Below are 25,211 nucleotides of genomic sequence, written 5' to 3' on the forward strand. Positions count from 1 at the left end.
AAATGGATCGATCGGCTACTGACCTCCCCCCTCCCCACCCCCAGCGTGGCGGGCGGAAGGGGGCGGACGATGGCACATACGACGACCGGTCGCGACGAACGCCGCCGCCCCGCGCCCACGGTCGGGCAGTTCGTGTCGCTGCGCGGGCGGCTGTGGATGGTCGAGGGGGAGCCCGAAGGGCCGCTCGACGGGCATCGCATCGCCTGTATCGACGACGACGCCAGCGGCGAGGAAGCGCGCATCCTGTGGAGCGCCGAGATCGACGCGCGGCTGCACGACGCAGAGGCATGGGCATCGCTCGGCACCGGCGGCGGCGATGCCGCGACCTTTTCCGCCTATCTGCGCACGGTCCGCTGGCGCACCGCGACCGCCGCCGAACGCGACCTCTTCCAGGCACCGTTCCGCGCAGGCATCCGCCTAGATCCCTATCAGCTGCTGCCCCTGCGCAAGGCGTTGCGCCTGCCGCGCGTCAACCTGCTGATCGCCGACGACGTGGGGCTGGGCAAGACGGTGGAGGCGGGCCTCGTACTGCGCGAGCTGCTGCTGCGCCGCCGGGTGGATTACATGGTCGTGCTGGCCCCGGCGGCGATGACGCTGCAATGGCGCGACGAATTGCAGTCCAAGTTCGGCCTCGCGTTCGAGATCGTCGATGCCGCGCATCTCGAATCGCTGCGCCGACGTCGCGGCTATGGCGCGAACCCGTGGGCGGCGGGATCGCGCTTCATCCTGTCGCACCGGCTGCTGGGTGAGGAGGCCTATGTCGCGGGGCTGCGCGACATGCTGGAGGATTTCCGCGCCCGCTCGCTGCTGATCCTCGACGAGGCGCATCATGCCGCCCCGGCGGGCGGCGGGCGCTATGCGATCGAGAGCCAGTTCACCCGGGCGCTGCGCGACCTGTCGGACCGGTTCGAGCATCGGCTGTTCCTGTCGGCGACCCCGCACAACGGCCATCCCAACAGCTTCGCGACCCTGCTCGAACTGCTCGATCCGCAGCGCTTCACCCGCGGCGTGGCGGTGCGTCCCGCCGATCTGGAACCGGTGATGGTCCGGCGGCTGAAGAGCGACCTGCGCGCGCTGGGCGAGGCGTTTCCCGAGCGGGTGGTCGAACCGGTGGTGCTGCGCGATCTCCCCGCCGATGCGCCCGAACTGGTGCTGGCGGCGATGCTGGCCGACTATCGCACGATCCGCGAACGGCGGATCGGGGCGCTGTCCGGTACGCAGGCGGCGCGGGCACGGCTGGCGTTCGTCGGGTTGCAGCAGCGGCTGCTGTCCTCGATCCCCGCCTTCGCGCGCACGCTGAAGGTGCATCTGGCGGGCCTCGATCGGGCGATCGCCGGGGAACAGGCGGCGGGTGCCGAGACGGGCGAGATTCCGGTTCCCGAACGTGCGGCGGAGGAGGCGGCGGCGCTCGACCTGCTCGACGCGCAGGACGCAGCCGGTGCGCAGGCAGCGGCGATCGCCGGAGCCGCCGGATCGGCGTCGGCGCAACTGGCGGCGGAACGTACCCATGCCGCTGCGATGCTGGCGGTCGCGGAGGCGGCGCGCGGCCTGCCCGATGCACGGGTCCGCTGGATCCTCGCCTGGGCACACGCCAACCTGCTCGATGCGCAGGGCCGCTGGGGCAAGCGGCGGCTGATCCTGTTCACCGAATACGAACATACCCGCCTGTGGCTGCAACGACAGCTGGCGGTGCTGCTCGACCCCGCCGACGCGAACGAGGCGCGGCGGATCGACAGCTTCACCGGCATCACCTCGACCGAACGGCGCGAGGCGATCAAGCGCGCGTTCAACGACCCCGCCGACCCGCTGCGCATCCTGCTGTGCACCGATGCCGCGCGCGAAGGCATCAATCTGCAGGCGCAGTGCCACGACCTGATCCATGTCGACCTGCCATGGAACCCGTCGCGGCTGGAACAGCGCAACGGGCGGATCGACCGCAAGCTGCAACCGAGCCCCACCGTCACCTGCCGCTACTTCGTCTATGCGCAGCGGCCCGAGGACGTCGTGCTCGACGCGCTGGTGCGCAAGACCGAGCTGATCCGCCGCCAACTGGGCTCGGCGGGTGAGGTGCTGGGCGCGCGCATTGCCGACCGGCTGGGCGACGGCGGGATCGACCGCGCGGGCGTGCAGGCGATGGCCGCGCGCATCCGCGATGCCGAGGCCGACGCGCGGGTCCGCGCGGCGGTGGAGGAACTGGGCGATGCCCCGGACCGGCGCCTCGCCCGGCTGAAGCGCGAACAGACCGATCTGGCGGCGACGCTGGAGAAGGCGCGGGCGCGGGTCGGAGTCGATCCGGGCGAGTTGCAGTCGGTCGTCGGCCTCGCGCTCGCCCGCGCGGGCGGCGGATGGCACGCGCAGGGCGCGGTGGGCGCCACGCCGGTATTCGCGCTCGACCCGGCAGCGCCCGGCATCGCCGCCGATCCCAGTTGGCAACCGCTGCTCGACGAACTGCGCGCCCGCCCGCCCAAGCCCGGCGAGCGCCCCGGCGAATGGCGCGCCAGCGACGACGCGGGCGTCCGCGCGATCAGCTTCGCGCCCGCGATCCTCCCCGACGGGCGCGATGCGGGCGATGTGGTGCAGCTGCACCTCGAACACCGGCTGGTGCGGCGGCTGCTCGGCCATTTCCTGTCGGCGGGGTTCCGCCAGGGACTGGCGCGCGCCTGCGTCATCCGCACGCCCGCGACGGCGGTGCCCCGCGTCCTGCTGATCGGGCGGCTCGCGCTCTATGGGGCGAAGGCGGCACGGCTGCACGAGGAGGTGCTGAGCGTCGCCGCCGACTGGCGCGACCGTGCCCGCGACGCCGCCCCGCTGCGCCCGCTGGCCGAGGGGCGCGAGGCGGAGGCGCGGGTGCTCGACGAACTGATCGCCGCGCTGCGGGATGCGCAGGATGCCGACCCCGCCACCGCTGCGCGCATGACCGCCGACAGCGCGGCGGACGTGGCCGACCTGCGCCCGGTGCTCGAAGCCCGCGCCGCCGCCCGCGCCGAACGGGTCGGCGGCGATCTGATGAAGCGCGCGGCAGCCGAGGCACGCGGGCTGGAACGGCTGCTCGAACAGCGCATCGCCCGCATCCGGCGCGAGCGCGGCGAGGACGACGCGCAATTCTCGCTGCTGCTCGACCCGGCCGAGGCGAGACAACGCGCCGCCGACCGGCGTTCGTGGGAGCGCGCCGCCACCCGGCTCGACGACGAACTGATCCGCGAGCCGCAACGGCTGCGCGATGCCGCCGAGGTCCGCGCGACCCGGATCGAACCGATCGGCCTGCTCTATCTGTGGCCGGCGCGATGAGCCGCGGCGATCGCGAGGGGCTGCACGACTGGATCGGCTATCTCCAGCCGACGGGACTGGTCGTCGCCCCGGCCGCGCTCGCCCGGATCGGGGCATGGCCCGCACCGCAGCGTGGCCCCGACGGCGAGGCGGTGGCGGAAGCGCTCGCCACGTTCGACGCCGATCCGTGGCCGTTCTTCCGGGACGTGCTCGGCTGGACGCCAGCGCGGGTCGCGGGCGCGCCGGGCGGGCCGCCGCTGGGCACCGACCTGCGCTTCGCCTTTCGCGAACAGGATACGCTGCTCGAACCCCATTGGGCGGTGCTGGCGCCGGACGGCAGCGTGCAGCTGCTGGTGCGGATCGAGGCCGCCGGGCTGATGCTCGACCGGCGCGGTACGCTGGACGGGTGGGAGCCGACCGCGCAGCAACGCTTCGAGCGGCTGCTGCGCGAAACCGGGGTGGGTGCGGGCGTACTGATCGGCGCGCGCGAGACCGGGCGGATCGACGGCCCGAAGACCGAGCCGGTGCTGCGACTGGTGGTCGCGCCGCGCGGCGAAGTGTCGGGGCATATGGGCTGGCCGCTCGACGCGCTGGCGGCGGTCTCGGGCCGCGGGATGCTTGCCGGGCTGAAGCTGCTGCTCGACGCCCATGCGCTGTTCACAGGGCCGCCGTCGCACCGCCTGCCCGCGCTGCTCGCCGAAAGCCGGGCGGCGCAGGCCGATGTGTCGTCGCGGCTGGCGGGACAGGTGCTGGCCAGCCTGCACGAACTGCTGCGCGGGCTGGACGCCGCCGATCCCGGCACGATCCGCGCGCTGGCCGCCGACGATCCGCAGCAGCTCTACGAAGGCGTGCTGACCGTGCTGCTGCGGCTGATCTTCATCCTCTATGCCGAGGATCGCGGCATGCTTCCCTCCGCCCCCGGCGCGGCGGCGGCGGCGCTGTATGAACAGGGCTATGCGCTGGGCGCGCTGCACCTGCGGCTGCGCGACGATGCCGCGCTGCATCCCGACACGATGGACGAGCGGCGCGGCGGCTGGGGCCGGTTGCTCGCGCTGTTCCGCCTGATCGAGCGCGGCGATCCGTCGGGCTTTCTCCAGGCGCGCGGCGGCAAGCTGTTCGCAAGCGACCGTTTCCCCTTCCTGCTCGGGCGGGAGGGAGCGGACGCATCCGAACGGGTGCTGCCGGTGGGCGACGGCTGCGTGTTGCGCGTGCTCGACGGGCTGCTGATGCTGGACGGCGAGCGGGTCCATTACCGCAACCTCAGCGTCGAGCAGATCGGATCGGTCTATGAAACGGTGATGGGCTTCACCGTCGAGCGCGCTGCGGGGCCGATGCTGGCGATCCGCGCGGGCAAGGGCAACAAGGTGCCGGTGTGGGTCGATCTGACCGAACTGGCGGCGGCGAAGGGCGGCGATCGCGAGAAGCTGCTGAAGGAACGGACCGGCCGTGCGACCTATGGCGCGGAGGTGTCGCGTGCGCTGCGCATGGCGGAGGGGATCGACGCGCTGGCGGCGGCGCTGGCCCCGATCGCCGACCCGCGCGCCTGTCCACGCGGCAGCCCGGTGGCGGCGGGCGTGCCGATCCTGCAACCGACCGACGAACGCCGCCGCACCGGCAGCCATTATACCCCGGCGTCACTGACCCGCCCGATCGTCGCGCATGCGCTGGCCCCGGCGTTCGCGCGGATCGGGACGGAGGCGACGCCCGCCAGCGTCCTTGCATTGCGTGTTTGCGATCCCGCCGCCGGATCGGGCGCGTTCCTGGTCGAGGCGTGCCGCCAACTGGGCGAACGACTGGTCGCGGCGTGGAACCGCTGGCCGATGCTCAAGCCGACGATCCCGCCGGACGAGGACGACCTGCTCCATGCCAAGCGGCTGGTCGCGCAGCACTGCCTGCGCGGCGTCGACCGCAACCCGCTGGCCATCGATCTGGCCAAGCTGTCGCTGTGGCTGGAAACGCTGGCGCGCGATCATGAATTCACGTTCCTCGACGGGGTGCTGCGCTGTGGCGACAGTCTGGTCGGCCTGCCCAACGACCGTATCCTGTCGGTGGCATGGGGCAAGACGATCGCGCAGCACAGCACGCTGGAGCCGCTGGTCCGTCCGTCGATGCAACGCGCGGCAGACATCGCCGAGGCCATCCGCCGTGATGCCGAACACGCCAGCCACGCGCGACAGGAAGAACGGCAGGCGGAACTTCTCGCCGAACTGGAACCGGTCAAGCTGGTGGCCGACGCGATCCTTGCCGCCTTCTTCTCCGGCAGGACCGCCCGCGACCGCAAGATCGCGCTGGCCGAGGTCGAACAGATCGTCGGTGGCAGCGATGCGGCGGACTGGGTCGATAAGCTCCAGCCGCTGCGCGACCGGCTGCGCGCGTCGCCGATCGGGATCACCAGCTTCCACTGGGAGCTGGAGTTCGAGGACGTGTTCAACCGCGAGAATGCCGGGTTCGACGCGATCGTCGGCAACCCGCCGTTCGCGGGCAAGAACACCATCGCCTCGGGCCATGCGCTCGCCTATCCCGACTGGCTGAAAACACTGCACGAGGGGGCGCACGGCAATGCCGACCTGTCGGCGCACTTCTTCCGCCGCGCCTTCGGCCTGCTGCGCCGGGGCGGCGCGTTCGGGCTGATCGCCACCAACACCATCCGCCAGGGCGATACGCGCGACACGGGGCTGACCCGCATCCTGGGCGAGCGCGGCACGATCTACCGTGCGGTCAGCCGCCACCAATGGGAGGGCGAGGCGGCGGTGGTCGTGGCGCAGGTGTTCGTGCTGAAGGGCAAGCTGGCGGACGGGGTGCAGCCGGTGCTGGACGGGCGGCCGGTCAGGCGCATCTCGGCCTATCTGATGGACGGCGATCTGGACGGGTCGCCGCAGGCGTTGCGGGAGAATGCGGGCAAGGCGTTCATCGGGTCGTTCCTGCTCGGCATGGGATTCACCTTCGACGACGTGAACGCCGCCCGCGGCAAGGCATCGCCGCTGGCGGACATGCGACGACTGATCGAGGCCGATCCCCGCAACGCGGAAGTCATCAAGCCCTATCTCGGTGGCGAGGAAATCAACAATGCGCCGACCCACGCGCATCATCGGTTCGCCATCGACTTCTTCGACCTGCCGCTTCACCGAAAGACAGAGGGTCCGTCATGGGCATCGCTCGACGCCAACGAGCGGCAGGTTCAACTGCGGACAGGAATCGTTGCCTCCGACTATCCGGGTAAGGTTGCTACCGATTGGGCGGAGCTTCTCGACATCGTCCGGTGCCGCGTCAAACCGGATCGCGACGAACAAACTCGTCCGGCTCTGCGCGAGAGGTGGTGGCAATATGCCGAGAAGCGCCCCGGCCTGTATTCGGCGATCGACGGCCTGCCGTTCGTCCTTGCAGTCAACTGCGGCGCCACGCCCCACGTGGCCTTCGCGACGCTTCCGAACGGATTGGTATTCTCTCATACCACCGCCGTCTTCGCCCTCCCCGGCCTGGCCTCCTTCGCCGTCCTTCAGTCGCGCGTCCACGAAGTCTGGACCCGCTTCTTCGCCTCCTCGATGAAGGATGACCTCCGCTACACCCCCTCCGACTGTTTCGAGACCTTTCCCCTGCCCCCCGGTCATGCCGACGCGCCCGCGCTGGAGGCGGCAGGGCAGGACTATCACGATCACCGCGCCACGCTGATGATCGCGCGGGACGAGGGGATGACGCCGACCTACAACCGCTTTCACCGCAAGGCCGAGGTCGCCGCCGACATGACGGGCCTGCGCGAACGGCATGCCGCGATGGATCGCGCGGTGCTGGCGGCGTACGGCTGGGACGACCTCGCGGAGGCCGCCGCGCCGGTGTTCCTCGATGCCGATAGCGAGGACGACCACCGCTATCAGGGCCGGTTGTTCTGGCCCGCGCCGTTCCGCGACGCGGTGCTCGCGCGCCTGCTGCGCCTGAATCAGGAACGCGCACGACAGGAGGCGATGCGATGAACGCGACCGGGGTACGCGCGGAAATGGTGCGGCGGCTGAGGCGCAACCTGATCGGCCCGAGCGAGCCGGAGGATGCCGACCTCGCCACCGAACGCCTGCCCGAGGGGGAAAGCCCGTCGCGCTGGTATCTGTCGGGCTTCATCGCGCCGTCCGGCGAACTGACCGTCGATCCGCCGATCGGCCCCGATGCCGAGGCGGAGGAGGCCGACGTCCACCTGCCCGACTTCGACGGCTATCTGGCGGCGGGGGCAGCGGGCGACCACGACACGCCCGACGCGCCGCCCGCGCGCCGCCGCTTCCTGCCGAGCGCCATCGGGCTGTCGGCGATGGTCGCGCCGGAGGTGGCGACGCTGGAGGTACTGGTCGAATGGGGCGACTACGTCCCCGAACCGCCGCTGCCGCCCGAAATGCTGGAGAGCGGCGACGGCAGGCGCGGCCAGCCGGTGGGATGGCGACGGGTGCCGCGCCGGACGAGCGTTACCGTGCCGCTGCCGGACGAGGCGCGCGGCGTCGTCCACCTCCCCCTGCCCGGCACCGCCGCCACCGCGCGGCCCGGCGGCGCGCTGGAACTCGCGGTCCGCGCGCGCCCGTTCACGCTGCAACCGGCGATCGGGGGGCCGCGCGCGGTGCGCGTGGTGACGGTGTTCCTCGTCAACAAGCGCAGCGAGCCCGCGTCGCACTATCGCGACCTCGCCTATGCCTATCAGCTCCGCCTGACGCTGGCATGCGGTGCCGGGTTCGTGGCGCAGCACGACCTGTCGCGGATCGCGCGCGACGACTGGGACGACCGGCTCGCCGACCTGCACTACCGCGATGCCGCCGCCTATGCCGCGGGGCTCGGCTGCGCCGCGGGCCATGACGCCGACCCGGACGGCACGGTCCGGCGGGTGTGGACCACCCACCTGCCCCGCGCCGCCGTCGAGCGGACCGTCGCCGACAGCGACGGCGCGATGACGCTCGGCATGGATGCGCTGGCCGAGCTGGCGCAGGGCGACGGCGCGGCGCTGGGCACCGCGCTGCACCCGCTGGTCGCCGCCTATGCCGCATGGATCGAAGGCCAGCAGGTCGCGGCGCGGGCGGACGACATCGCCGGGGCATCGCAGCGCGCAGGGACCGCCGCGCACCTCGTCGCGGCGCAGGCGGAGGCTCGGGCACGCATCGCCGAAGGGATCGCGCTGCTGGCGACGGATGCGACGGTGCGCACCGCCTTCGCCATCGCCAACCGCGCGGTCGCCGATGCGATCCGCGCGCGGCAGGGGGCGGCGGCGCGCCCCGCATGGCGATCGTTCCAGCTCGCCTTCCTGCTGCTCAACCTGTCGGGCATGGCCGATCCGACCCATGCCGACCGCGACACCGCCGACCTGCTGTTCTTCCCCACCGGCGGCGGCAAGACGGAGGCGTATCTGGGCCTCGCCGCCGTCACCATCGCGCTGCGGCGGTTGCGCGGGCACGGGCTGCTCGGCGCGGGCGTGGCGGTCGTCATGCGCTATACGTTGCGGCTGCTGACGCTCGACCAGCTCAGCCGCGCGGCGGGGCTCGTCTGCGCGCTCGAACTGCTGCGCGACGGGCCGGACTATCGCGATGCTACCGGGCGGCGCAGGCTGGGCGACTGGCCGATCGAGATCGGGCTGTGGGTCGGATCGGATGCCAGCCCCAACAGGCTCGGTCGTCGCGGCGACCGCAGCGAAGGCACCGCCGTCCGCCGGGTGCGCGCCTATGCCGGCGGGCGTGACGGTCGCGCCCCTGCCCCGATCAAGGCCTGCCCATGGTGCGGGACGCCGTTCGACCGCAAGAGCTTCCAGTGCGTGCCCAACGCCGATGCGCCGACCAACCTCGAGATCCGCTGCGCCAGCCTGACGTGCGCGTTCAACGGCGACCGCGCGCTGCCGATCGTGACGGTGGACGAGGCGATCTATCGCCGCCTCCCCGCCTTCCTGATCGCCACGGTCGACAAGTTCGCCGCGCTGCCGTGGAGCGGGGCGGCGGGGGCGTTCTTCGGCCATGTCGACCGGGCCGACGGCGACGGCTTCTACGGCGCCGCCGATCCGGGGCAAGGCCGCGCGCTGGACGGCGGCCACCGGCTCGATCCGCCCGACCTGGTGGTGCAGGACGAACTGCACCTCATCTCAGGCCCGCTCGGCACCGTCGCCGCGCTGTACGAGGCGGCGATCGACCGCCTCGCCACCCGCCATGTCGGCGGGCACCGGGTGCGGCCCAAGATCGTCGCCTCCACCGCCACCGTGCGCCGCGCGCAGGACCAGATCGCCGCGCTGTTCGACCGGCACACGACGCGCATCTTCCCGCCGCCCGGCCTCGACCGGCGCGACAGTTTCTTCGCGCGCACCCGCCCCGAAAGCGCCGACGACCCGGCGCGCTGGTACGTCGGCATCGCCGCCGCCGGGCGCGGCCCCAAGCTGGTATTCCTGCAGGCGCTGGTGACGCTACTCGCCGCCGCGCAGGGGCTGGCGGAGGACGGCGGCGATGCCGACGCCTATCGCACGGCGCTGTGCTATTTCAACGCGCTGCGCGAACTGGGCGGGGCGCGCCGCATCGTCGAGGACGAGGTGGCGGCACGGGTCGCGCATTACGGCGCCCGGCGACGGCGCGTCGAACCCGCCGACCGCCCGTTCGGCGACCGGATGCTGGGCGAGCCGGTCGAGCTTACGTCGCGCGTGTCGACCGATCAGGTGGCGGCGGCCAAGCGGCGGCTGGAAACCCGTTTCGACGCGCACAGCGACGACGCACCGGTGGACGTGGCGCTGGCGACCAACATGATCTCGGTCGGACTGGACATCGACCGGCTGGGGCTGATGCTGGTGCAGGGCCAGCCGAAGACGGCGGCGGAATATATCCAGGCGACCAGCCGCGTCGGGCGCAATCCGGCGCGCCCCGGCCTCGTCGTCGCGGTGCTCAACGTCCATCGCCCGCGCGACCGGATGCATTTCGAGCAGTTCGGCCATTTCCACGACACTTTCTACCGCGCGGTCGAGGCGACCAGCGTGACCCCATGGTCGCCCCGCGCGCTCGACCGCGCGCTGGCGGCGGTGGTGGTGGCGATCGCGCGGCACCTCGACCCCGCGCTCACGCCGTCCGGCGCGGCGGATGCGCTGGCGAGCGCGCCTGCGACCCGCGCGGCAGTGGTCGCGCATCTGGTCGAACGCGCGCCGCCGGGGATCGAGGGCGGCCGTGCGGGGCTGGCGGCGACGATCGAGGGGCTGCTCGACGACTGGGCCGCGATCGCCGCCGAACGTACCGCCACGGGGGAGCGCTTCAGCTACGACGAGCGGCCGCACCGGCTGCTGCATCCGCCGCTCGACCCCGCGCTCGCCAATCTCGGCGCGGCGGAGCGGCGGTTCCAGGCGGGCTACAGCATGCGCGACGTCGAACCCGGCGTGCTGGTGAAGCCGCGCGGGCCGAACGGCGAGAAGGTGAGCGGCGCGGGGGACATGGCATGAGCGGCAAGCAGGTGACGCTGCGCCAGTCGCAGTTGGTGTTCGGCTTCGGCCCCGGCGCGATGGTCGACCTGCCGACCCGCTCGGTGGTGATCGGCGGGCTGGACCTGTGGCACATGCGCGAGCGGGGCAGCTGGCGCCCGATCCACGAACCGCGCGCGGTGGCGGTGCTGGAGACGCTGCTGCGCGCCAACGGGCGGCTGGCGGAGGGCAAGGCGCTGACCCTGCGCACCCCGCCGATGCACGAGGACGGGCGCGGCGGCGCCGGCGAGCCGCCGGGGATCGAGGCGCGCATCTTTCCGGCATGGTTCGTCGCGCGCGAGGCGCAGGAGGCGGGCGACCTGCGTCGCCGCCGGCTGGTGCGCTGGCGCGACCTCGACCCGCGCGGGCGGAGCGACTTCATCGACGACGACGGGCGGCGCGTCGGCGTTACCCCGATCCGCTTCGTCGCCGGGTGCCGCAAGGGGCATCTCCAGGACATCGACTGGACCTATCAGGTGCATGTCGGCCAGGCCGAACGCTGCGCGCAGCCCTTGTGGCTGGAGGAGCGCGGCACGTCGGGCGATCCGGCCTCGACCCGGATCGTGTGCGATTGCGGCGCGGCGCTGTCCCTGAAGGATGCGCAGGCGAGCGGCATGCTCGGCAAGTGCCAGGGACGGCGCCCCTGGCTCAACGCCCCGGAGCCGGGCGATTGCGAGGAAAACCTGCGCTTCCTCACCCGCACCGCGACCAACGCCTATTTCCCGCAGGTGCTGACGGTGATTTCGCTGCCCGCCGCCGAGGACGAGCTGACCCGGCTGGTCGAGGCGCATCTGGACGCGATCGGCTGGGTCACGACCGAGGCGGAACTGGCGATCGCCCGCCGCGCCAATCCCGCCTTCGGCGCAGCCGTCGCGGGATGGAGCGACGCCGACGTCCTCGCCCGCATCGCCCGGCTGCGCACCACCGGCACGCAGACGCTGGCCAAGACGCCCAAGGTCGCCGAGTTCGACCTGCTCGCCTCGGGCCTTGCCGAGATCGGATCGGACGCACCCGACGCCCGGCTGCACGCGCGCACCCTGCCCCGGTCCGGCTGGGACGGCGACCGCCCGCGCCTCGCCCCGATCGCCGCGGCGGTGGCGGTGCATCGCCTGCGCGAGGTCGCCTGCCTCTACGGCTTCACCCGGTTCGAGGCGGCGCCGACCGCGATCGACGGCGATCTGGAGGAACTGCACATCGCGGTCGAGGGCGCGGCACTCGCCGCCGAGCTCGACTGGCTCCCCGCCGTCGAGCAACTGGGCGAGGGGCTGTTCCTGCGCTTCGATCCGCAGGCGATCCGCGACTGGTCGCAGCGCGCGGCGGTCGCGGCACGGGGCGAGGCGCTGTACGACGGGTGGGAGCGGTGGCGCGCCAACCAGCATTTCGGCGACACGCTGCGCTTTCCGCGCCTCGCCTATTACGCGCTGCACAGCTTCAGCCACGCGCTGATGAACGAGATCGCGCTCGACTGCGGCTATCCGGCGACCGCGCTCAAGGAACGGCTCTACGCGATCGTCGACGACGACGGCGAACGCTTCGGGCTGCTGCTCTACACCGCCTCGACCGGCGCGCAGGGGACGCTGGGCGGGCTGGTCGCAGTGCTGCCGCGCCTCGGCGCGATCGCAGAACGCGCGCTCGACCGGCTGGCGCTGTGCTCGGGCGACCCGATCTGCGCCGAGCACGACCCCGACGCCCACGGCGACGAACGCGCGCTGAGCGGTGCCGCCTGCCACAGTTGCCTGCTGGTCGCGGAGACGAGCTGCGAGGCACGGAATCTGTACCTCGACCGGGTGCTTACCGCGCCGACGGTGTTGGGCGGGGCGGCGGCGTTGTTCGGCGAACGGGATGCGGGAGCGACCGATCCGAAACGGATCGGGTGCCCCGTTGGTGCTTGACCGCGTCCATCGGCTAGGCTCCGATGGGGTTCGGAGGGGCACATGATCGGATGGCGGGACGAACAGGGCGAGGTGCATCGCGGCAGCTTGTTCGCGGCGTTCGCGGCGCTGGCGCGGGGCGAGGCGTGGAGCTTCCCCGCGCTGCGCCCGCACCAGCGCGAGCCGTGGCACGCCTTCACGGTACAGGTCGCGGCGATGGCGCTGCTCCATGCCGGGCGCGATGCCCCGCCGACCGACGAGGTGGCCTGGCGCGACCTGCTGATCGGCCTGACCCCCGACTATCCCGATGGCGAGGCATGGGAACTGGTGGTGGACGACTGGTCCAAACCCGCGCTGCTCCAGCCGCCGACCGTCGCCCCGACCGACCGCGCGGCGTACAAGAACCGCCTGCCCACCCCCGACGCGCTCGACATGCTCGTCACCGCCAAGAATCATGACCTCAAGCAGGAGCGGATGGTCGCGGCGAGCGACGAGGACTGGCTGTTCGCGCTGGTGACGTTGCAGACGACCGAGGGGTTTCTGGGCGCGGGCAACTACGGCATCTCGCGGATGAACGGGGGGTTCGCGAGCCGGATGAGTCTGGGCGTCCGGCCGCGGGGCGGTGCCGCCGGGGGTTTCGTCCGTGACCTGCGGCGGTTGTTGCAGGACGCGACCGCTCGCCCCGACCGGCGCGGCGGGATCGGGCTGATCTGGACCGTGCCGTGGGACGGAACGCTATCGCTCGACTTCGACACGCTCGACGAACTCTATGTCGAAATCTGTCGCCGGGTCCGACTCCGCCGCGCCCCGGACGGCGCGATCGAGGGGCTGGCGGCGGGGTCGAAATGCGCGCGCGTCGCCGCGGCGGAACTGAAGGGCCGGACGGCGGACCCATGGGCGCCGATGAAGGCGGACGGATCGACCAGCCATACCCCGACCGGCGCGGGATTCGGCTATCGCCAGATGGCCAACCTGCTGGATGAGACGAAGATCACCACCCCGCTGCTGGCCAGGTTGCACGACGGTGATGATCGGGAAGGTCTGACGATCCTCGCCGCCGCGCTGGTGCGCGGTCAGGGCAAGACCGAAGGGCTGCACCGCCGGGCGGTCCGTGCGAGCAGGATGGAGCGCATCGGAGCCTATGGGACTTCGCCGATCGACCGGATCGGCGCGGTCGCCCGCAAGCGTTCCGACGAGGCGGGCGAGGCCGGACGACGACTGCGCCGGGCGCTCATTTCGCTGGTGCAGGGCGGGCCGGAGCAGGCACGGCTCGATGACGACGCCGCCAAGAAGAAGACCAACCGTTGGCTCGACCTGTTCGACCAGACGGTCGATGCCGAGTTTTTCGACGCCCCCTTCTGGGCAGAGGCGGCGCGCGACGACGACAATCCGCGTCTCTCGTGGCGGATGCGGTTGCGCGCGATCGCGAGCGACACGTTCGAGGCGGCCGCCGAAGCGGCACCGGGTACCGAGTTGCGCCGGGTCCGGGCACGCGCGCGGGCACGGGGGTTGCTCGACGGGCAGATGCGCAAATGGGTGGAGGACGCGAAACATGGCGAATGATGCCGCGATGGCGAGCGCACCGGATGCGGCGACCGCCGATCCCGCGAAGGAGAACTGGGTAAAATCGGTTGCCGGGCAGATCGGCTACCTCGGGACCGGCGACCGTGCGGCACTGCGGCGCATTCCGCTCACCCGATCCCGCGAGGCGGACGGCATCGTCGTCAAGCTCCTCGTACGGTCGAAGCTGCCCGACGAACGTATCCGGCACGACTTCGATCGCTGGCGGTCGCTCGCGCATGTCGCGGCGACGCTGTCGGGCACCGGCGCGGTGCAGGCGCATGACGAGCGCCGGTCGCTCGGGCGTGCCCTGTCCGACGTCCACTATGCCGAGAATCGCCTGCTGCGCCTGCTCGCCGCGCGCGGGGATGCGCTGGTCGATCAGGTGCACCGCGCCGCCCGGATGCTGGCGACGACGCGCAAGCCGGTGAACCTGTGGACGCTCTATCACCTGCTCGGGTCGGACCCCAGGAAGGCGGATGCCGCGCGCATCCGCATCGCACAGGATTTTTATGCCGCCGAGGCGCGGTCGGAAGAAGGGAATGCGCGTGACGACTGACACGACCGGCGGCGTGGTGCCGAAGTTCATCCAGATCCACTTCCTCGCCGCATGGCCGGGCGCGCTGCTCAACCGGGACGATGCCGGGCTCGCCAAGCAGCTGCCGTTCGGCGACGCCACGCGGACGCGGGTGTCGTCGCAATGCCTCAAGCGCCACTGGCGCGTTACCGAGGATCGCCACGGCCTGCACGATCTCGCCAAGCAGGCGGGCGTCGAGGGCGTCCGTTCCAAGATCGCGATCGAGCGCGAAGTAACCGGCCCGCTGCGCAACCGCTTCGACGAAAAGGCGGTCGATGCCGTCGAGGAGGCCTTCCTCGCCAAATTTTACGGCAAGAATGCCAAGGACAAGCAGCAGCGGCAGGCACTGTTGTTCGGCCGCCCCGAACTGGCATGGATGCGCGCGCAGGCGGAACGACTCCTGTCCGAAAATCCCGACGCAAAGGCCGTCAAGGCCGCTGCCGAGGCATGGATCAAGGAAGAAAAGTCCAATCTGAACCAGTTGCGCGACCAGAGCGTCCTCGCGTCCTCGCTGGAGGCGGCACTGTTCGGGCGAATGGTGACCAGCGACCCTCGCGCAAATCGCGACGCCGCAATCCATGTCGCGCACGCTTTCACCGTCCATGCCGAACAGGCGGAACTCGACTATTTCACCGTCGTCGACGACCTGCGCGACCGCGAACAGGGCGATGACGCAGGTGCGGCGGGCGTGTTCGACACCGAACTCACCTCCGGCCTCTACTACGGCTATGTCGTGGTCGACGTGCCGCTGCTCGTGTCCAACCTGACCGGCTGTGCGCGCAGCGACTGGGCCGGGGATCACGACCGCGACCTTGCCGCGGAGGTCGTCGAGCATCTGGTCTATCTGATCGCCGAAGTCTCCCCCGGCGCGAAGAAGGGGTCGACCGCGCCCTACAGCCGCGCCGAGCTGGTGCTGGTGGAAGCGGGCGACCGCCAGCCGCGCACGCTCGCCAATGCCTTTCGCGACGCGGTGCCGACGCAAGACGCCAAGTCGAACCGCTCGCTCGGCAGCCGGACCGCGCAGGCGCTGCTCGGCCATCTCGACGCCCTCGACGCGATGTACGACACCGGAGAGAAGCGCCGCCACGCCGCCCTGCCCGACCTGCGGCTCGATAGCGTCGATGCCGACAGCCTGCCCGCACTCGCGGCATGGGCGGGCAAGCTGGTGCGGGACGCAGCCGCGTGAGGCATCTGCTGCTCGATCTCGACGCGCCGCTGATGAGCTTCGGCGGCGATCTGGTCGATGCGTACGGCGTGGTGCGCGACTTTCCCGCCAAGTCGATGGTGGCCGGGCTGTTCGCCAATGCGCTGGGCTGGGAGCGGCACGACGTGGCGCTGCATGCCGCCCTGCAGGAACGCCTCGTCATGGGATCGGCGCGCATTGCCGAGGGGCAGCGCCAGCGCGAGTTCCAGACGGCGAAGCTGGAGGCGAACGACCGCGGCTGGACCACGCGCGGTCGGGTGGAGGGTCGCGCGGGCGGCGCGGAAACCTATAAATCCCCCCACATCCGCTACCGCGACATGGACGCGGACGCACGGGTGGTGATCGCCTGCCGCCTGATCCCCGCCGACGAAGCTCCCGATCTCGACGCGCTGGCGGCGGCGCTCGAACGCCCCGAACGTCCGCTGTTCATCGGGCGCAAGCCGTTCGTACCGTCGCGCCGGTTGTTCGTCGATTTCGTCGAGGCGGCAACGATCCCCGAGGCGCTGGGCGCCGGACTAGCGCTGCTCAAGCAACCGCCCCCGGCCCGCCCCGACCTGCGTGCACAATGGCCCGTTGGTGAGGGCATCGGCACCGCGACGCCCGTTGCCCAGCCGCAGGAAGACGAACAGACCGACGAACGCCGCTGGCCCGCCGGAGTCCATGCCGGATTGCGCCGGGTGATGCACGGACGGCTCGGCTGGCCGGAGGCGGCGGCGTGAGCCTCCACCTGCTGCGCATCGGCGTCGATCCGCGCGCGCTGGCGACCTTCGCGGTCGCACGGCGGATCGATGACGACGACGGCGGCTATGCGCTGCATGCCGCGCTGCTCGCGCGGTTCGGCGATGCCGCGCCGCGCCCGTTCCGCTATCTGCCCGACCATGCCGCCGGGCCGCACCTGCTCGGCTATCTCGCCGATCCCGCCGCGCTGACCGATGCCGCCGCCCTGCCCGCCACCGACGACCTGCTCGCGCATGTGTTCAGCAGCGCGCCCGCCGTGCGCGCGATGCCCGAGGCATGGCGCGAAGGCGCGCGCTACGGCTTCGAGGTGCGGGTGCGTCCCGTGGTCCGCTTCGGCAGGCGCATCCGCGAACAGCGCGCGGCCAGCCCCGGAGCATGGCAGCCCGACGCGGGCGAAATGGACGCCTATGTCGCCGCCTGCGAACGGGCGGTCGCCGCGGGCGAGGACTGGCGGAACGTCGACCGTGAGAGCGTCTATGTCGCATGGCTGGGGCAGCGCCTCGCCCCGGCGGCGGCGCTGGAGCGCGCGGGGATGCGGCTGTTCCAGCGTAGCCGCACCCGACGCAGCACGCACCGCAAGGAAGGCGAGGCCCGGCGCACGCACCGGGTCGAAGGCCCCGATGCGGTGCTGGCAGGCACGCTGACCGTCACCGATCCCGCCGCCTTCGCCGCATTGCTGGCCAAGGGGGTCGGGCGACACAGCGGCTTCGGCTACGGCATGCTGCTGCTCGGCCCGCCGGGGCGCGCCGGATAGATGCTGTCGGGCCGCCTCGGGCTGGAGCGGGCGCGCATCCCCCATGCCGACCGGCAGGGGCTGGTCTGGCTCGATCGCGGGCGGCTGGAGGTGGAGGACGGCTGCCTGCGCTTCGTGACGGCGGGCGGCGGGGCACTGGGCGCGGGCGACTATCAGATCCCCTATCACGCCATTTCGATCGTCCTGCTGGGGCCGGGGTCGAGCGTCACCCACGACGCGCTGCGCCTGCTCGCCCGCCACGGCTGTGCGCTGGCCGCGATCGGCGACGGGGCGGTGCGCTTCTATACCGCGCCGCCGCTGATGCCCGACAGTTCGGCGCTGGCCCGCGCGCAGGTCCGGCGATGGGCCGACCCCAAGCTGCGCATGGAGACCGCCCGCGCGATGTACGCCATGCGCTTCGGCGAGATCGTGCGTACCCGCGACATCGCGGTACTCCGCGGACAGGAAGGCGCGCGGATCAAGCGCGCCTACGTTCTCGCCGCCGAACGCCATGGCATCGGCTGGAACGGCCGCCGCTACGATCGCGAAAATCCGGAGGCGGGCGACCTCGCCAACCAGGCGATCAACCACGCCGGATCGGCGATGACCGCAGCGGCGGCGGTCGCGGTGGCGGCGACGGGCGCGATCCCGCAACTGGGCTTCGTGCATGAGGATTCCGGCCAGAGCTTCGTGCTCGACATCGCCGACCTCTATCGCCACGACGTGCTGCTCGACATCGCGTTCGGTGCGGTGCGCGAGGCGCGCGGGCGCGGTGCCGCCCCGATCGAGCGGCTGGTGCGCAAGCGTGCCGCGCTGCTCTTTCGCCAGCGCGGCGTCATCCCCGGCATGATCGAGCGGATCAAGACGCTGCTGCTGCCGGGCGAGACGGCGGCGGGCGGCGACGGCGCGGCGGCGGGTTCCGCCTGATGCCGCTGACCGTCGTCATCACCCGCGACGTGGAGGACCGCTATCGCGGCTTCCTCGGCTCGGCGATGCTGGAACTGGCCCCCGGCGTCTATGCCCAGCCGCGCATGAGCGCGGGCGTGCGCGGCCGCATCTGGACCGTCGTCGAGGAATGGCACGCCCGCCTGCGCCGCGGCAGCATCGTGATGTGCTGGGCCGAACCGGCGTCGGCGGGCGGATTGGGCCTCGCCGTGCTGGGCGAACCGCCCAAGGACGTGGTGGCGCACGACGGCATCCTGCTCGTCCGCCGCGCACTTTCCGGGCGCGACGTACCGCCCCGGCCGGGATAGCGGCGGGCGGAATTGCGGGACGGTCTTTGACATCGTGAATGGTTGCAGATAGTTGCATGGGAGAGGCTCCCCCGCGTGTGCGGGGATGGACCCTGCCGCGTGTACGACAGCATCGTCAGCGACGTGGCTCCCCCGCGTGTGCGGGGATGGACCCCGGGCGATGTTCTTCGCGTCAGCCGCTGCGGCGGCTCCCCCGCGTGTGCGGGGATGGACCCAGTTCCGGCATCACCCCCGGCGGCATTCGTGGGGCTCCCCCGCGTGTGCGGGGATGGACCATTTCCCTTAGAAGCTGTACGGTGGATCGCGCTGGCTCCCCCGCGTGTGCGGGGATGGACCCAACGATTGGTGACATTCGCACCAATCAAGCACGGCTCCCCCGCGTGTGCGGGGATGGACCCCCAGTATTCCTCCGACGGCTGCTGCGCGGCGGGGCTCCCCCGCGTGTGCGGGGATGGACCCCCAGTATTCCTCCGACGGCTGCTGCGCGGCGGGGCTCCCCCGCGTGTGCGGGGATGGACCCGAGTGCTCGGCGGGCACCTGTCCGACGCGCTGGGCTCCCCCGCGTGTGCGGGGATGGACCGTCGCCCGCAGAATTCAACGCGGCGGCCGAGAAGGCTCCCCCGCGTGTGCGGGGATGGACCCATGCGCCGCGTCGACATTGAGGCACAGGTCAAGGCTCCCCCGCGTGTGCGGGGATGGACCCCGCGCGCCGCTCCCTGTCCCCAAGTCGTCCCAGGCTCCCCCGCGTGTGCGGGGATGGACCGTTGCCACAAGGCAACGGCGAAAAGCGGTCACGGGCTCCCCCGCGTGTGCGGGGATGGACCCATTGCAAGCCCGCGCGCCGGAGGCACCCTCCGGGCTCCCCCGCGTGTGCGGGGATGGACCCCTGCCCGCCGCCGACACCGTCCGTGCGTTCGAGGCTCCCCCGCGTGTGCGGGGATGGACCCTGGAACAGCCACGCGATCCGCGGCTGCTCGCAGGCTCCCCCGCGTGTGCGGGGATGGACCCAGATGCCACCAAGGCACGGTGCCGCCGCTCATGGCTCCCCCGCGTGTGCGGGGATGGACCCAATCGACATGATGACCTATCCGGACACGGCGAGGCTCCCCCGCGTGTGCGGGGATGGACCCTCCCTAGCGGCACGGACATGGCTCCTATTCTAGGCTCCCCCGCGTGTGCGGGGATGGACCCTCATTGATCGCGTGGCGACGGTCGGCGTCGCTGGCTCCCCCGCGTGTGCGGGGATGGACCCTGGTCGAGGATTACCCGACGCGCGCGGCGGCGGGCTCCCCCGCGTGTGCGGGGATGGACCCATGCCGGGCATCCTTAGCGAGCGGTGGGCGAGGGCTCCCCCGCGTGTGCGGGGATGGACCCTACCACCGGCGGTCCGATGAGGTGCTGCGCGAGGCTCCCCCGCGTGTGCGGGGATGGACCCGTCGTCAAGAACGGCCGGCCGGACCTGAAGGGGGCTCCCCCGCGTGTGCGGGGATGGACCCCGAATCGAGGCCGAGATGCAGGAGTATCGCCGGGCTCCCCCGCGTGTGCGGGGATGGACCCTCCACCGGCCCGCGCCGGGCGTTCTCGACGGCGGCTCCCCCGCGTGTGCGGGGATGGACCCACGCGATGGAGGTCGGCATGTCCGAGCGCGGCGGCTCCCCCGCGTGTGCGGGGATGGACCATTACGTCTCCCCGCCGCTGGCTGACAAGGTCTGGCTCCCCCGCGTGTGCGGGGATGGACCCCTCACATCGGCGGAGAAGGAAGCGCTGCAATCGGCTCCCCCGCGTGTGCGGGGATGGACCCGGCCTCCACTTCCACGACCTCCGCGGCACCGCGGCTCCCCCGCGTGTGCGGGGATGGACCCCGGTCAGGTAATCGATCGGGCACCCACCTCGGGGCTCCCCCGCGTGTGCGGGGATGGACCCGGCTCGCAATGGCCCAAGCCGAGGCGGACGCCGGCTCCCCCGCGTGTGCGGGGATGGACCCCAGGCGCGCAAAGCGATCTGGGATGCGGTGAAGGCTCCCCCGCGTGTGCGGGGATGGACCCTGCTGGCCCTGATGACCACGGTAGTCGGGCTGGGCTCCCCCGCGTGTGCGGGGATGGACCCGTGGCAGGTTATCGGCTCGGATAATTACGACGGGCTCCCCCGCGTGTGCGGGGATGGACCCTCCATGCCCATCGCCTCACGTCCGGCCACGGTGGCTCCCCCGCGTGTGCGGGGATGGACCCTGCGCCCCGCTCGGGCCGTGCGTCACGCTACGGGCTCCCCCGCGTGTGCGGGGATGGACCCCCAGACGCTTCCTCGCCCGTGCGACCGTCGCGGGCTCCCCCGCGTGTGCGGGGATGGACCGGTATCGATCAGCGCACAAAGGCGCGCGGCAAGGGCTCCCCCGCGTGTGCGGGGATGGACCCCTACGGCCGATCCGATCGGGACGCCCCGCTCCGGCTCCCCCGCGTGTGCGGGGATGGACCCGCCCTGCCGGCTGGCGGAAGTCGAGCGCCAACGGCTCCCCCGCGTGTGCGGGGATGGACCTTCGTCGTGACGCAACCGGCGGGCGGCGACCCGGGCTCCCCCGCGTGTGCGGGGATGGACCCCGGATCATCGACGCGCGATCGGCCGGGCGGATGGCTCCCCCGCGTGTGCGGGGATGGACCCTTTTGCAGGAGGTGCGCCAAACGTATCGCCAAGGCTCCCCCGCGTGTGCGGGGATGGACCCGTCGAGATACGCGGCGCGTCGACGTCGTCGCGGGCTCCCCCGCGTGTGCGGGGATGGACCCATCGAGGCGGCGGCGATCGGGGTTCTGATCGCGGCTCCCCCGCGTGTGCGGGGATGGACCCGATCAACGCCGGCGGCGTCGAGGTCTATCGGCGGCTCCCCCGCGTGTGCGGGGATGGACCGTACATGCCGATGATCAACAAGGTCGAGAAGCCGGCTCCCCCGCGTGTGCGGGGATGGACCCCAATTGGAGCGCGTCGCGCGGCGTGATCTTCGGGCTCCCCCGCGTGTGCGGGGATGGACCCCCAAGCGCCTCGTCCCACGACATAATCCGGTGGGCTCCCCCGCGTGTGCGGGGATGGACCCCGCTTGCGCAGCTTGTCGCGTGCCTTGATAACGGCTCCCCCGCGTGTGCGGGGATGGACCCAACCCGCTGTTCTTCGACGCCATCGCCCGGATGGCTCCCCCGCGTGTGCGGGGATGGACCCGGGCCGGGGTTCTTCTCAGCCTGGACCTTGAGGGCTCCCCCGCGTGTGCGGGGATGGACCCTGCGAACAAGGGCGAAGGCTGGGGAACAGCAAGGCTCCCCCGCGTGTGCGGGGATGGACCCGCTCGGCGATCGACCACGAAACCGCACTCGTCGGCTCCCCCGCGTGTGCGGGGATGGACCCCTCCGCAGCCTCATCAATCCGCTCGACCGCGTGGCTCCCCCGCGTGTGCGGGGATGGACCCGCCGCCGCAAGGCGCGTGAGGCCGAGCAGCTCGGCTCCCCCGCGTGTGCGGGGATGGACCCTTTGAGAGCTGATCGGCGACCGATCCACAGGAGGCTCCCCCGCGTGTGCGGGGATGGACCCTGGACGCACCGTTCGCCGCGTTGACGGCGATCGGCTCCCCCGCGTGTGCGGGGATGGACCCCGCGCCGGTCAGGTGGGCGCGACCGGGGTCGGGGCTCCCCCGCGTGTGCGGGGAGGGACCCTGAAATGCCGCAGGAACGTGAAAACCAGTACCGGCTCCCCCGCGTGTGCGGGGATGGACCCGCAAGCAATCATGTCCCTGTACGATCGTCGGGGGCTCCCCCGCGTGTGCGGGGATGGACCTTGGGCCGCTGTCCGACGCATGGGCCGCCAGTAGGCTCCCCCGCGTGTGCGGGGATGGACCCCGCGCCGCCCGGGCTGTCGATGACCGCCAGAAGGCTCCCCCGCGTGTGCGGGGATGGACCATAGCCGATGCCAGTAGGACGTGGTTCGGGACAGGCTCCCCCGCGTGTGCGGGGATGGACCCGAGGTGCGGTCGATCGCAGGCGAGATCACCGGGGCTCCCCCGCGTGTGCGGGGATGGACCCGCCGTGCTGGCGACCAACGGCCTGCCCGGCACGGCTCCCCCGCGTGTGCGGGGATGGACCCCACCGAGAAGATTTGGCCCCACCACAACGTCAGGCTCCCCCGCGTGTGCGGGGATGGACCCGCGGAAGTCGATGATCACCGCCTCGACATTGCGGCTCCCCCGCGTGTGCGGGGATGGACCCTGACCGGCTCGGTCCGATTGGCGGTGCTGGTGGGCTCCCCCGCGTGTGCGGGGATGGACCCCCGATCGCCCACTATCCGTGCATGACGATCGAGGCTCCCCCGCGTGTGCGGGGATGGACCCTTAAAGTTGGTGAACCCGAGCGGCCACGACTTGGCTCCCCCGCGTGTGCGGGGATGGACCCCCGGATTTATCTTCGGTGTTTCCGTGACCCGTGGCTCCCCCGCGTGTGCGGGGATGGACCGTTGTCACACGGCCGCATGGTGTTGACGTTGGAGGCTCCCCCGCTTGTGCGGGGATGCCCCCCCGTCATGCTTGGCCAGATCGGCGGTCTCCTCGGCTCCCCCGCTTGTGCGGGGATGGACCCGGCGCGCGCCTGCGCGTCTACATGGACAATCCGGCTCCCCCGCTTGTGCGGGGATGGGCCCACGCTGCGGTTTGGGCCGGGTGAATACAAGACGGCTCCCCCGCGTGTGGGAGTGTTCACCTTGGACTCAACAGGTGTTTTCTGGCGAGGAAGATGTCGAGGGTGATTTCGAGCATCTGCCGGGTCTTGGAAGCGCATTTGGTCCTGCGGTTGAAGCGGGCGAGCATGTCGCGGAAGGAGGCGTTGGACGATTCGATCAGATGCGTCTGCGCCTTCGTCTGCCGGTGCGGTTCGGGCGCGCCGATCCGCTCGAAGGCGAGGTGGTAACAGGAGTTGGCGTCGGTGAAGATCGCGCCGATCTGGCCGACGGCGGCCCTGGCCGAGGTGTAGATGGCGGTCGCGCTTCTGACGCCGCTATCGCCGACATGATAGGCGACGACGCGCCGATGCCGGCGGCTGTACGCGGTCCAGACTACCGCCCGCTGCCGTTTTTCTGGACGTAGGTATAGATCTCGTCCATCTCGATGACGTCGGTCTCCCCGGTGTCGAGCGGAGCGGCATGCGCCAGCTTCGCCTGCAGCGCCGCATGTTCCTTGCGGATCCGCTTCAGCACCGCTGCCGGCGAGGCTCCCGGCACCCGACCGATCGCCCGGATGCCCATGCTGTTCATGTACATCTCGATTGCCAGCGCCCTGGTTTCGGCACTGAAGCGGGGCTGGCTGTCGGTGCAGTATCGACCGCATGCCCGGCACACATAGCGCTGACGTCCAGACTTGCGGCCCCGCTTGATCAGATCGCTTCCCTCACACGCCGGACAACGCATCCCATCCCCCTCGCATCAACCCTCAGCGAGAAACAAGCATCCATAATGCTGCCAAGGTAAACAGTCCCCTCGACATGGCGGCGATAGCTGCCGTCGGTCAGCACCGCATGGAGGAGGCTGGCCGCCAACGGGCTGCCCATCATCGAGGTGGCGATGCGCAGGTCGGCGAGCGCCTCGATCCAGTCGGGCCGCGCGGCGATGTGCCCGCAGCGCACCGCTGCCGACAGCGACTTGGGGAAGCTGCCGATCCGGATCGTTCGGTCGAGCCCATCGAACGCCGCCAGGCGGGGCGATGCACCGCGGCTGCCTCGGCGAAAGCGGCGACATCGGGCCCCGTTGGCGTCATCTGCACGCCGATCACCTCGGCCCGGTGTGCCCGCAGCAGAGCGAGAAAGTTGAAGTAGCAGGGATCGTCGACCAGCACGGCGTCGCCCGGTTGCAACAGGAAGCGACAAACGAGATCGAGCGCATGGGTGCCGCCGTCGGTCAGCAGGATCTGGTCGGGACCAGCCTCGATCCCTTATCCGCCATCCGTCGCGCTAGCAGCACGCGAAGCGGCAGCGAGCCGCGTGGCGAGGCATAGCCGGCCAGCACCCCCGCGCCGCTCGCACGCGCGGCGCCGCGCATCGCCTTGCGCAGCGCGTCGCTCGCCAGCCAGTCATCCGGCAGCCAGTCATCCGGCAGCCAGCCGCATCCCGGCATCAGGTCAAACCGTTGCTCGCCCAGCGACTGTCGCAGCGTCCACAACGGATCGACCTCGCGTTTCTGCGTGGCGCCGAGCCGGTCGAGCGCCAGCGGCGCGAGCGGCGCGGCGACATGGAAGCCCGACCCAGGACGCGAGCGGATCACCCCCTCTGCAGCGAGCCGGTCATAGGCGTCGACCACCGTCGAACGCGCGACGTTGCTCGCCTCCGCCATTGCGCGGACCGACGGGAGCCGCGCCCCCGGCGTCAACGCCCGCGCCTCCATGCGGTCGCGGATCGTGCGCACCACCATTCCGATGCGGGTCTCGTCGGCTTGTATCCCCATCATGCTGCTATTTTCACCAATACAGTTCGGCACGATCGTACCGGTCCGTGCCTGTTCGCACCAGCCTCCGGAGGGTAGCACGCGTCACCATTCGCAGGAGAACCGAGA

Annotated in this window: 15 protein-coding genes, 1 pseudogene and 1 CRISPR repeat array; of the genes and pseudogenes, 11 read left to right on the plus strand and 5 right to left on the minus strand. The window is 71.6% G+C overall.

Features of this window, described 5'->3' with window-relative positions; genetic code table 11:
• Window positions 1-69 precede the first annotated feature (69 nt).
• The 11 genes from drmD to cas2e are packed head-to-tail and all read left to right on the plus strand — an operon-like array spanning window position 70 to window position 18,644.
• Window positions 70-3,288 (plus strand): DISARM system SNF2-like helicase DrmD, encoded by a 3,219-nt coding sequence (drmD, locus tag ABLE43_RS03215; RefSeq protein WP_348977036.1) that lies wholly within the window; start codon window positions 70-72, stop codon window positions 3,286-3,288.
• Window positions 3,285-7,235: an Eco57I restriction-modification methylase domain-containing protein gene (locus ABLE43_RS03220; protein WP_348977037.1), complete on the plus strand. Its 3,951-nt coding sequence runs from the start codon at window positions 3,285-3,287 to the stop codon at window positions 7,233-7,235. The genes drmD and ABLE43_RS03220 overlap by 4 nt, the downstream gene beginning before the upstream one ends.
• Window positions 7,232-10,690: a DISARM system helicase DrmA gene (drmA, locus tag ABLE43_RS03225; RefSeq protein ID WP_348977038.1), complete on the plus strand. Its 3,459-nt coding sequence runs from the start codon at window positions 7,232-7,234 to the stop codon at window positions 10,688-10,690. Before ABLE43_RS03220 ends, drmA begins: the two co-directional genes overlap by 4 nt.
• Complete coding sequence (gene drmB, locus ABLE43_RS03230) at window positions 10,687-12,600, plus strand: DrmB family protein (protein WP_348977039.1); 1,914 nt, start codon at window positions 10,687-10,689, stop codon at window positions 12,598-12,600. Before drmA ends, drmB begins: the two co-directional genes overlap by 4 nt.
• A gap of 42 nt (window positions 12,601-12,642) precedes the next feature.
• The gene (locus tag ABLE43_RS03235; protein ID WP_348977040.1) at window positions 12,643-14,142 is read left to right on the plus strand and encodes a hypothetical protein; all 1,500 of its coding nucleotides are present in this window, start codon (window positions 12,643-12,645) and stop codon (window positions 14,140-14,142) included.
• Complete coding sequence (casB, locus tag ABLE43_RS03240; protein WP_348977041.1) at window positions 14,132-14,698, plus strand: type I-E CRISPR-associated protein Cse2/CasB; 567 nt, start codon at window positions 14,132-14,134, stop codon at window positions 14,696-14,698. The genes ABLE43_RS03235 and casB overlap by 11 nt, the downstream gene beginning before the upstream one ends.
• Complete coding sequence (gene cas7e / locus ABLE43_RS03245) at window positions 14,688-15,902, plus strand: type I-E CRISPR-associated protein Cas7/Cse4/CasC (protein WP_348977042.1); 1,215 nt, start codon at window positions 14,688-14,690, stop codon at window positions 15,900-15,902. Before casB ends, cas7e begins: the two co-directional genes overlap by 11 nt.
• Window positions 15,899-16,639, plus strand: coding sequence for a type I-E CRISPR-associated protein Cas5/CasD (gene cas5e, locus ABLE43_RS03250; RefSeq protein ID WP_348977043.1), 741 nt, complete (start codon window positions 15,899-15,901; stop codon window positions 16,637-16,639). Before cas7e ends, cas5e begins: the two co-directional genes overlap by 4 nt.
• Entirely contained in the window at window positions 16,636-17,412 is a 777-nt protein-coding gene (locus ABLE43_RS03255) for a type I-E CRISPR-associated protein Cas6/Cse3/CasE (RefSeq protein WP_348977044.1), read from the plus strand. The genes cas5e and ABLE43_RS03255 overlap by 4 nt, the downstream gene beginning before the upstream one ends.
• A complete protein-coding gene (cas1e, locus tag ABLE43_RS03260; protein ID WP_348977045.1) occupies window positions 17,413-18,318 on the plus strand; it encodes a type I-E CRISPR-associated endonuclease Cas1e in 906 nt (301 codons plus the stop codon).
• Window positions 18,318-18,644 carry a type I-E CRISPR-associated endoribonuclease Cas2e gene (cas2e, locus tag ABLE43_RS03265; RefSeq protein ID WP_348977046.1) on the plus strand — a complete coding sequence of 109 codons (327 nt, stop codon included), beginning with the start codon at window positions 18,318-18,320 and terminating at the stop codon, window positions 18,642-18,644. Before cas1e ends, cas2e begins: the two co-directional genes overlap by 1 nt.
• A gap of 64 nt (window positions 18,645-18,708) precedes the next feature.
• A CRISPR array of direct repeats spans window positions 18,709-23,312; the repeat unit is 29 nt; unit sequence GGCTCCCCCGCGTGTGCGGGGATGGACCC.
• A 55-nt stretch (window positions 23,313-23,367) separates the two neighbouring features.
• On the opposite strand, the pseudogene ABLE43_RS23165 reads toward cas2e, so the two are convergent.
• From ABLE43_RS23165 to ABLE43_RS03290, 5 genes and pseudogenes are all read right to left on the minus strand, one after another.
• Window positions 23,368-23,685: pseudogene (locus ABLE43_RS23165) on the minus strand (hypothetical protein); the annotation flags it as partial.
• A gap of 38 nt (window positions 23,686-23,723) precedes the next feature.
• Window positions 23,724-23,921 (minus strand): hypothetical protein, encoded by a 198-nt coding sequence (locus ABLE43_RS03275; RefSeq protein ID WP_348977048.1) that lies wholly within the window; start codon window positions 23,919-23,921, stop codon window positions 23,724-23,726.
• Window positions 23,922-24,040: 119 nt separating this feature from the next.
• Window positions 24,041-24,289: a hypothetical protein gene (locus ABLE43_RS03280; RefSeq protein ID WP_348977049.1), complete on the minus strand. Its 249-nt coding sequence runs from the start codon at window positions 24,287-24,289 to the stop codon at window positions 24,041-24,043.
• Entirely contained in the window at window positions 24,214-24,591 is a 378-nt protein-coding gene (locus tag ABLE43_RS03285) for an aminotransferase class I/II-fold pyridoxal phosphate-dependent enzyme (protein ID WP_348977138.1), read from the minus strand. The genes ABLE43_RS03280 and ABLE43_RS03285 overlap by 76 nt, the downstream gene beginning before the upstream one ends.
• Window positions 24,561-25,106 (minus strand): GntR family transcriptional regulator, encoded by a 546-nt coding sequence (locus tag ABLE43_RS03290; protein ID WP_348977050.1) that lies wholly within the window; start codon window positions 25,104-25,106, stop codon window positions 24,561-24,563. The genes ABLE43_RS03285 and ABLE43_RS03290 overlap by 31 nt, the downstream gene beginning before the upstream one ends.
• Between the last annotated feature and the right edge of the window lie 105 nt (window positions 25,107-25,211).

Source organism: Sphingomonas silueang (genome assembly GCF_040049155.1).
In the GTDB taxonomy this organism is placed as follows: Bacteria; Pseudomonadota; Alphaproteobacteria; order Sphingomonadales; family Sphingomonadaceae; genus Sphingomonas; species Sphingomonas silueang.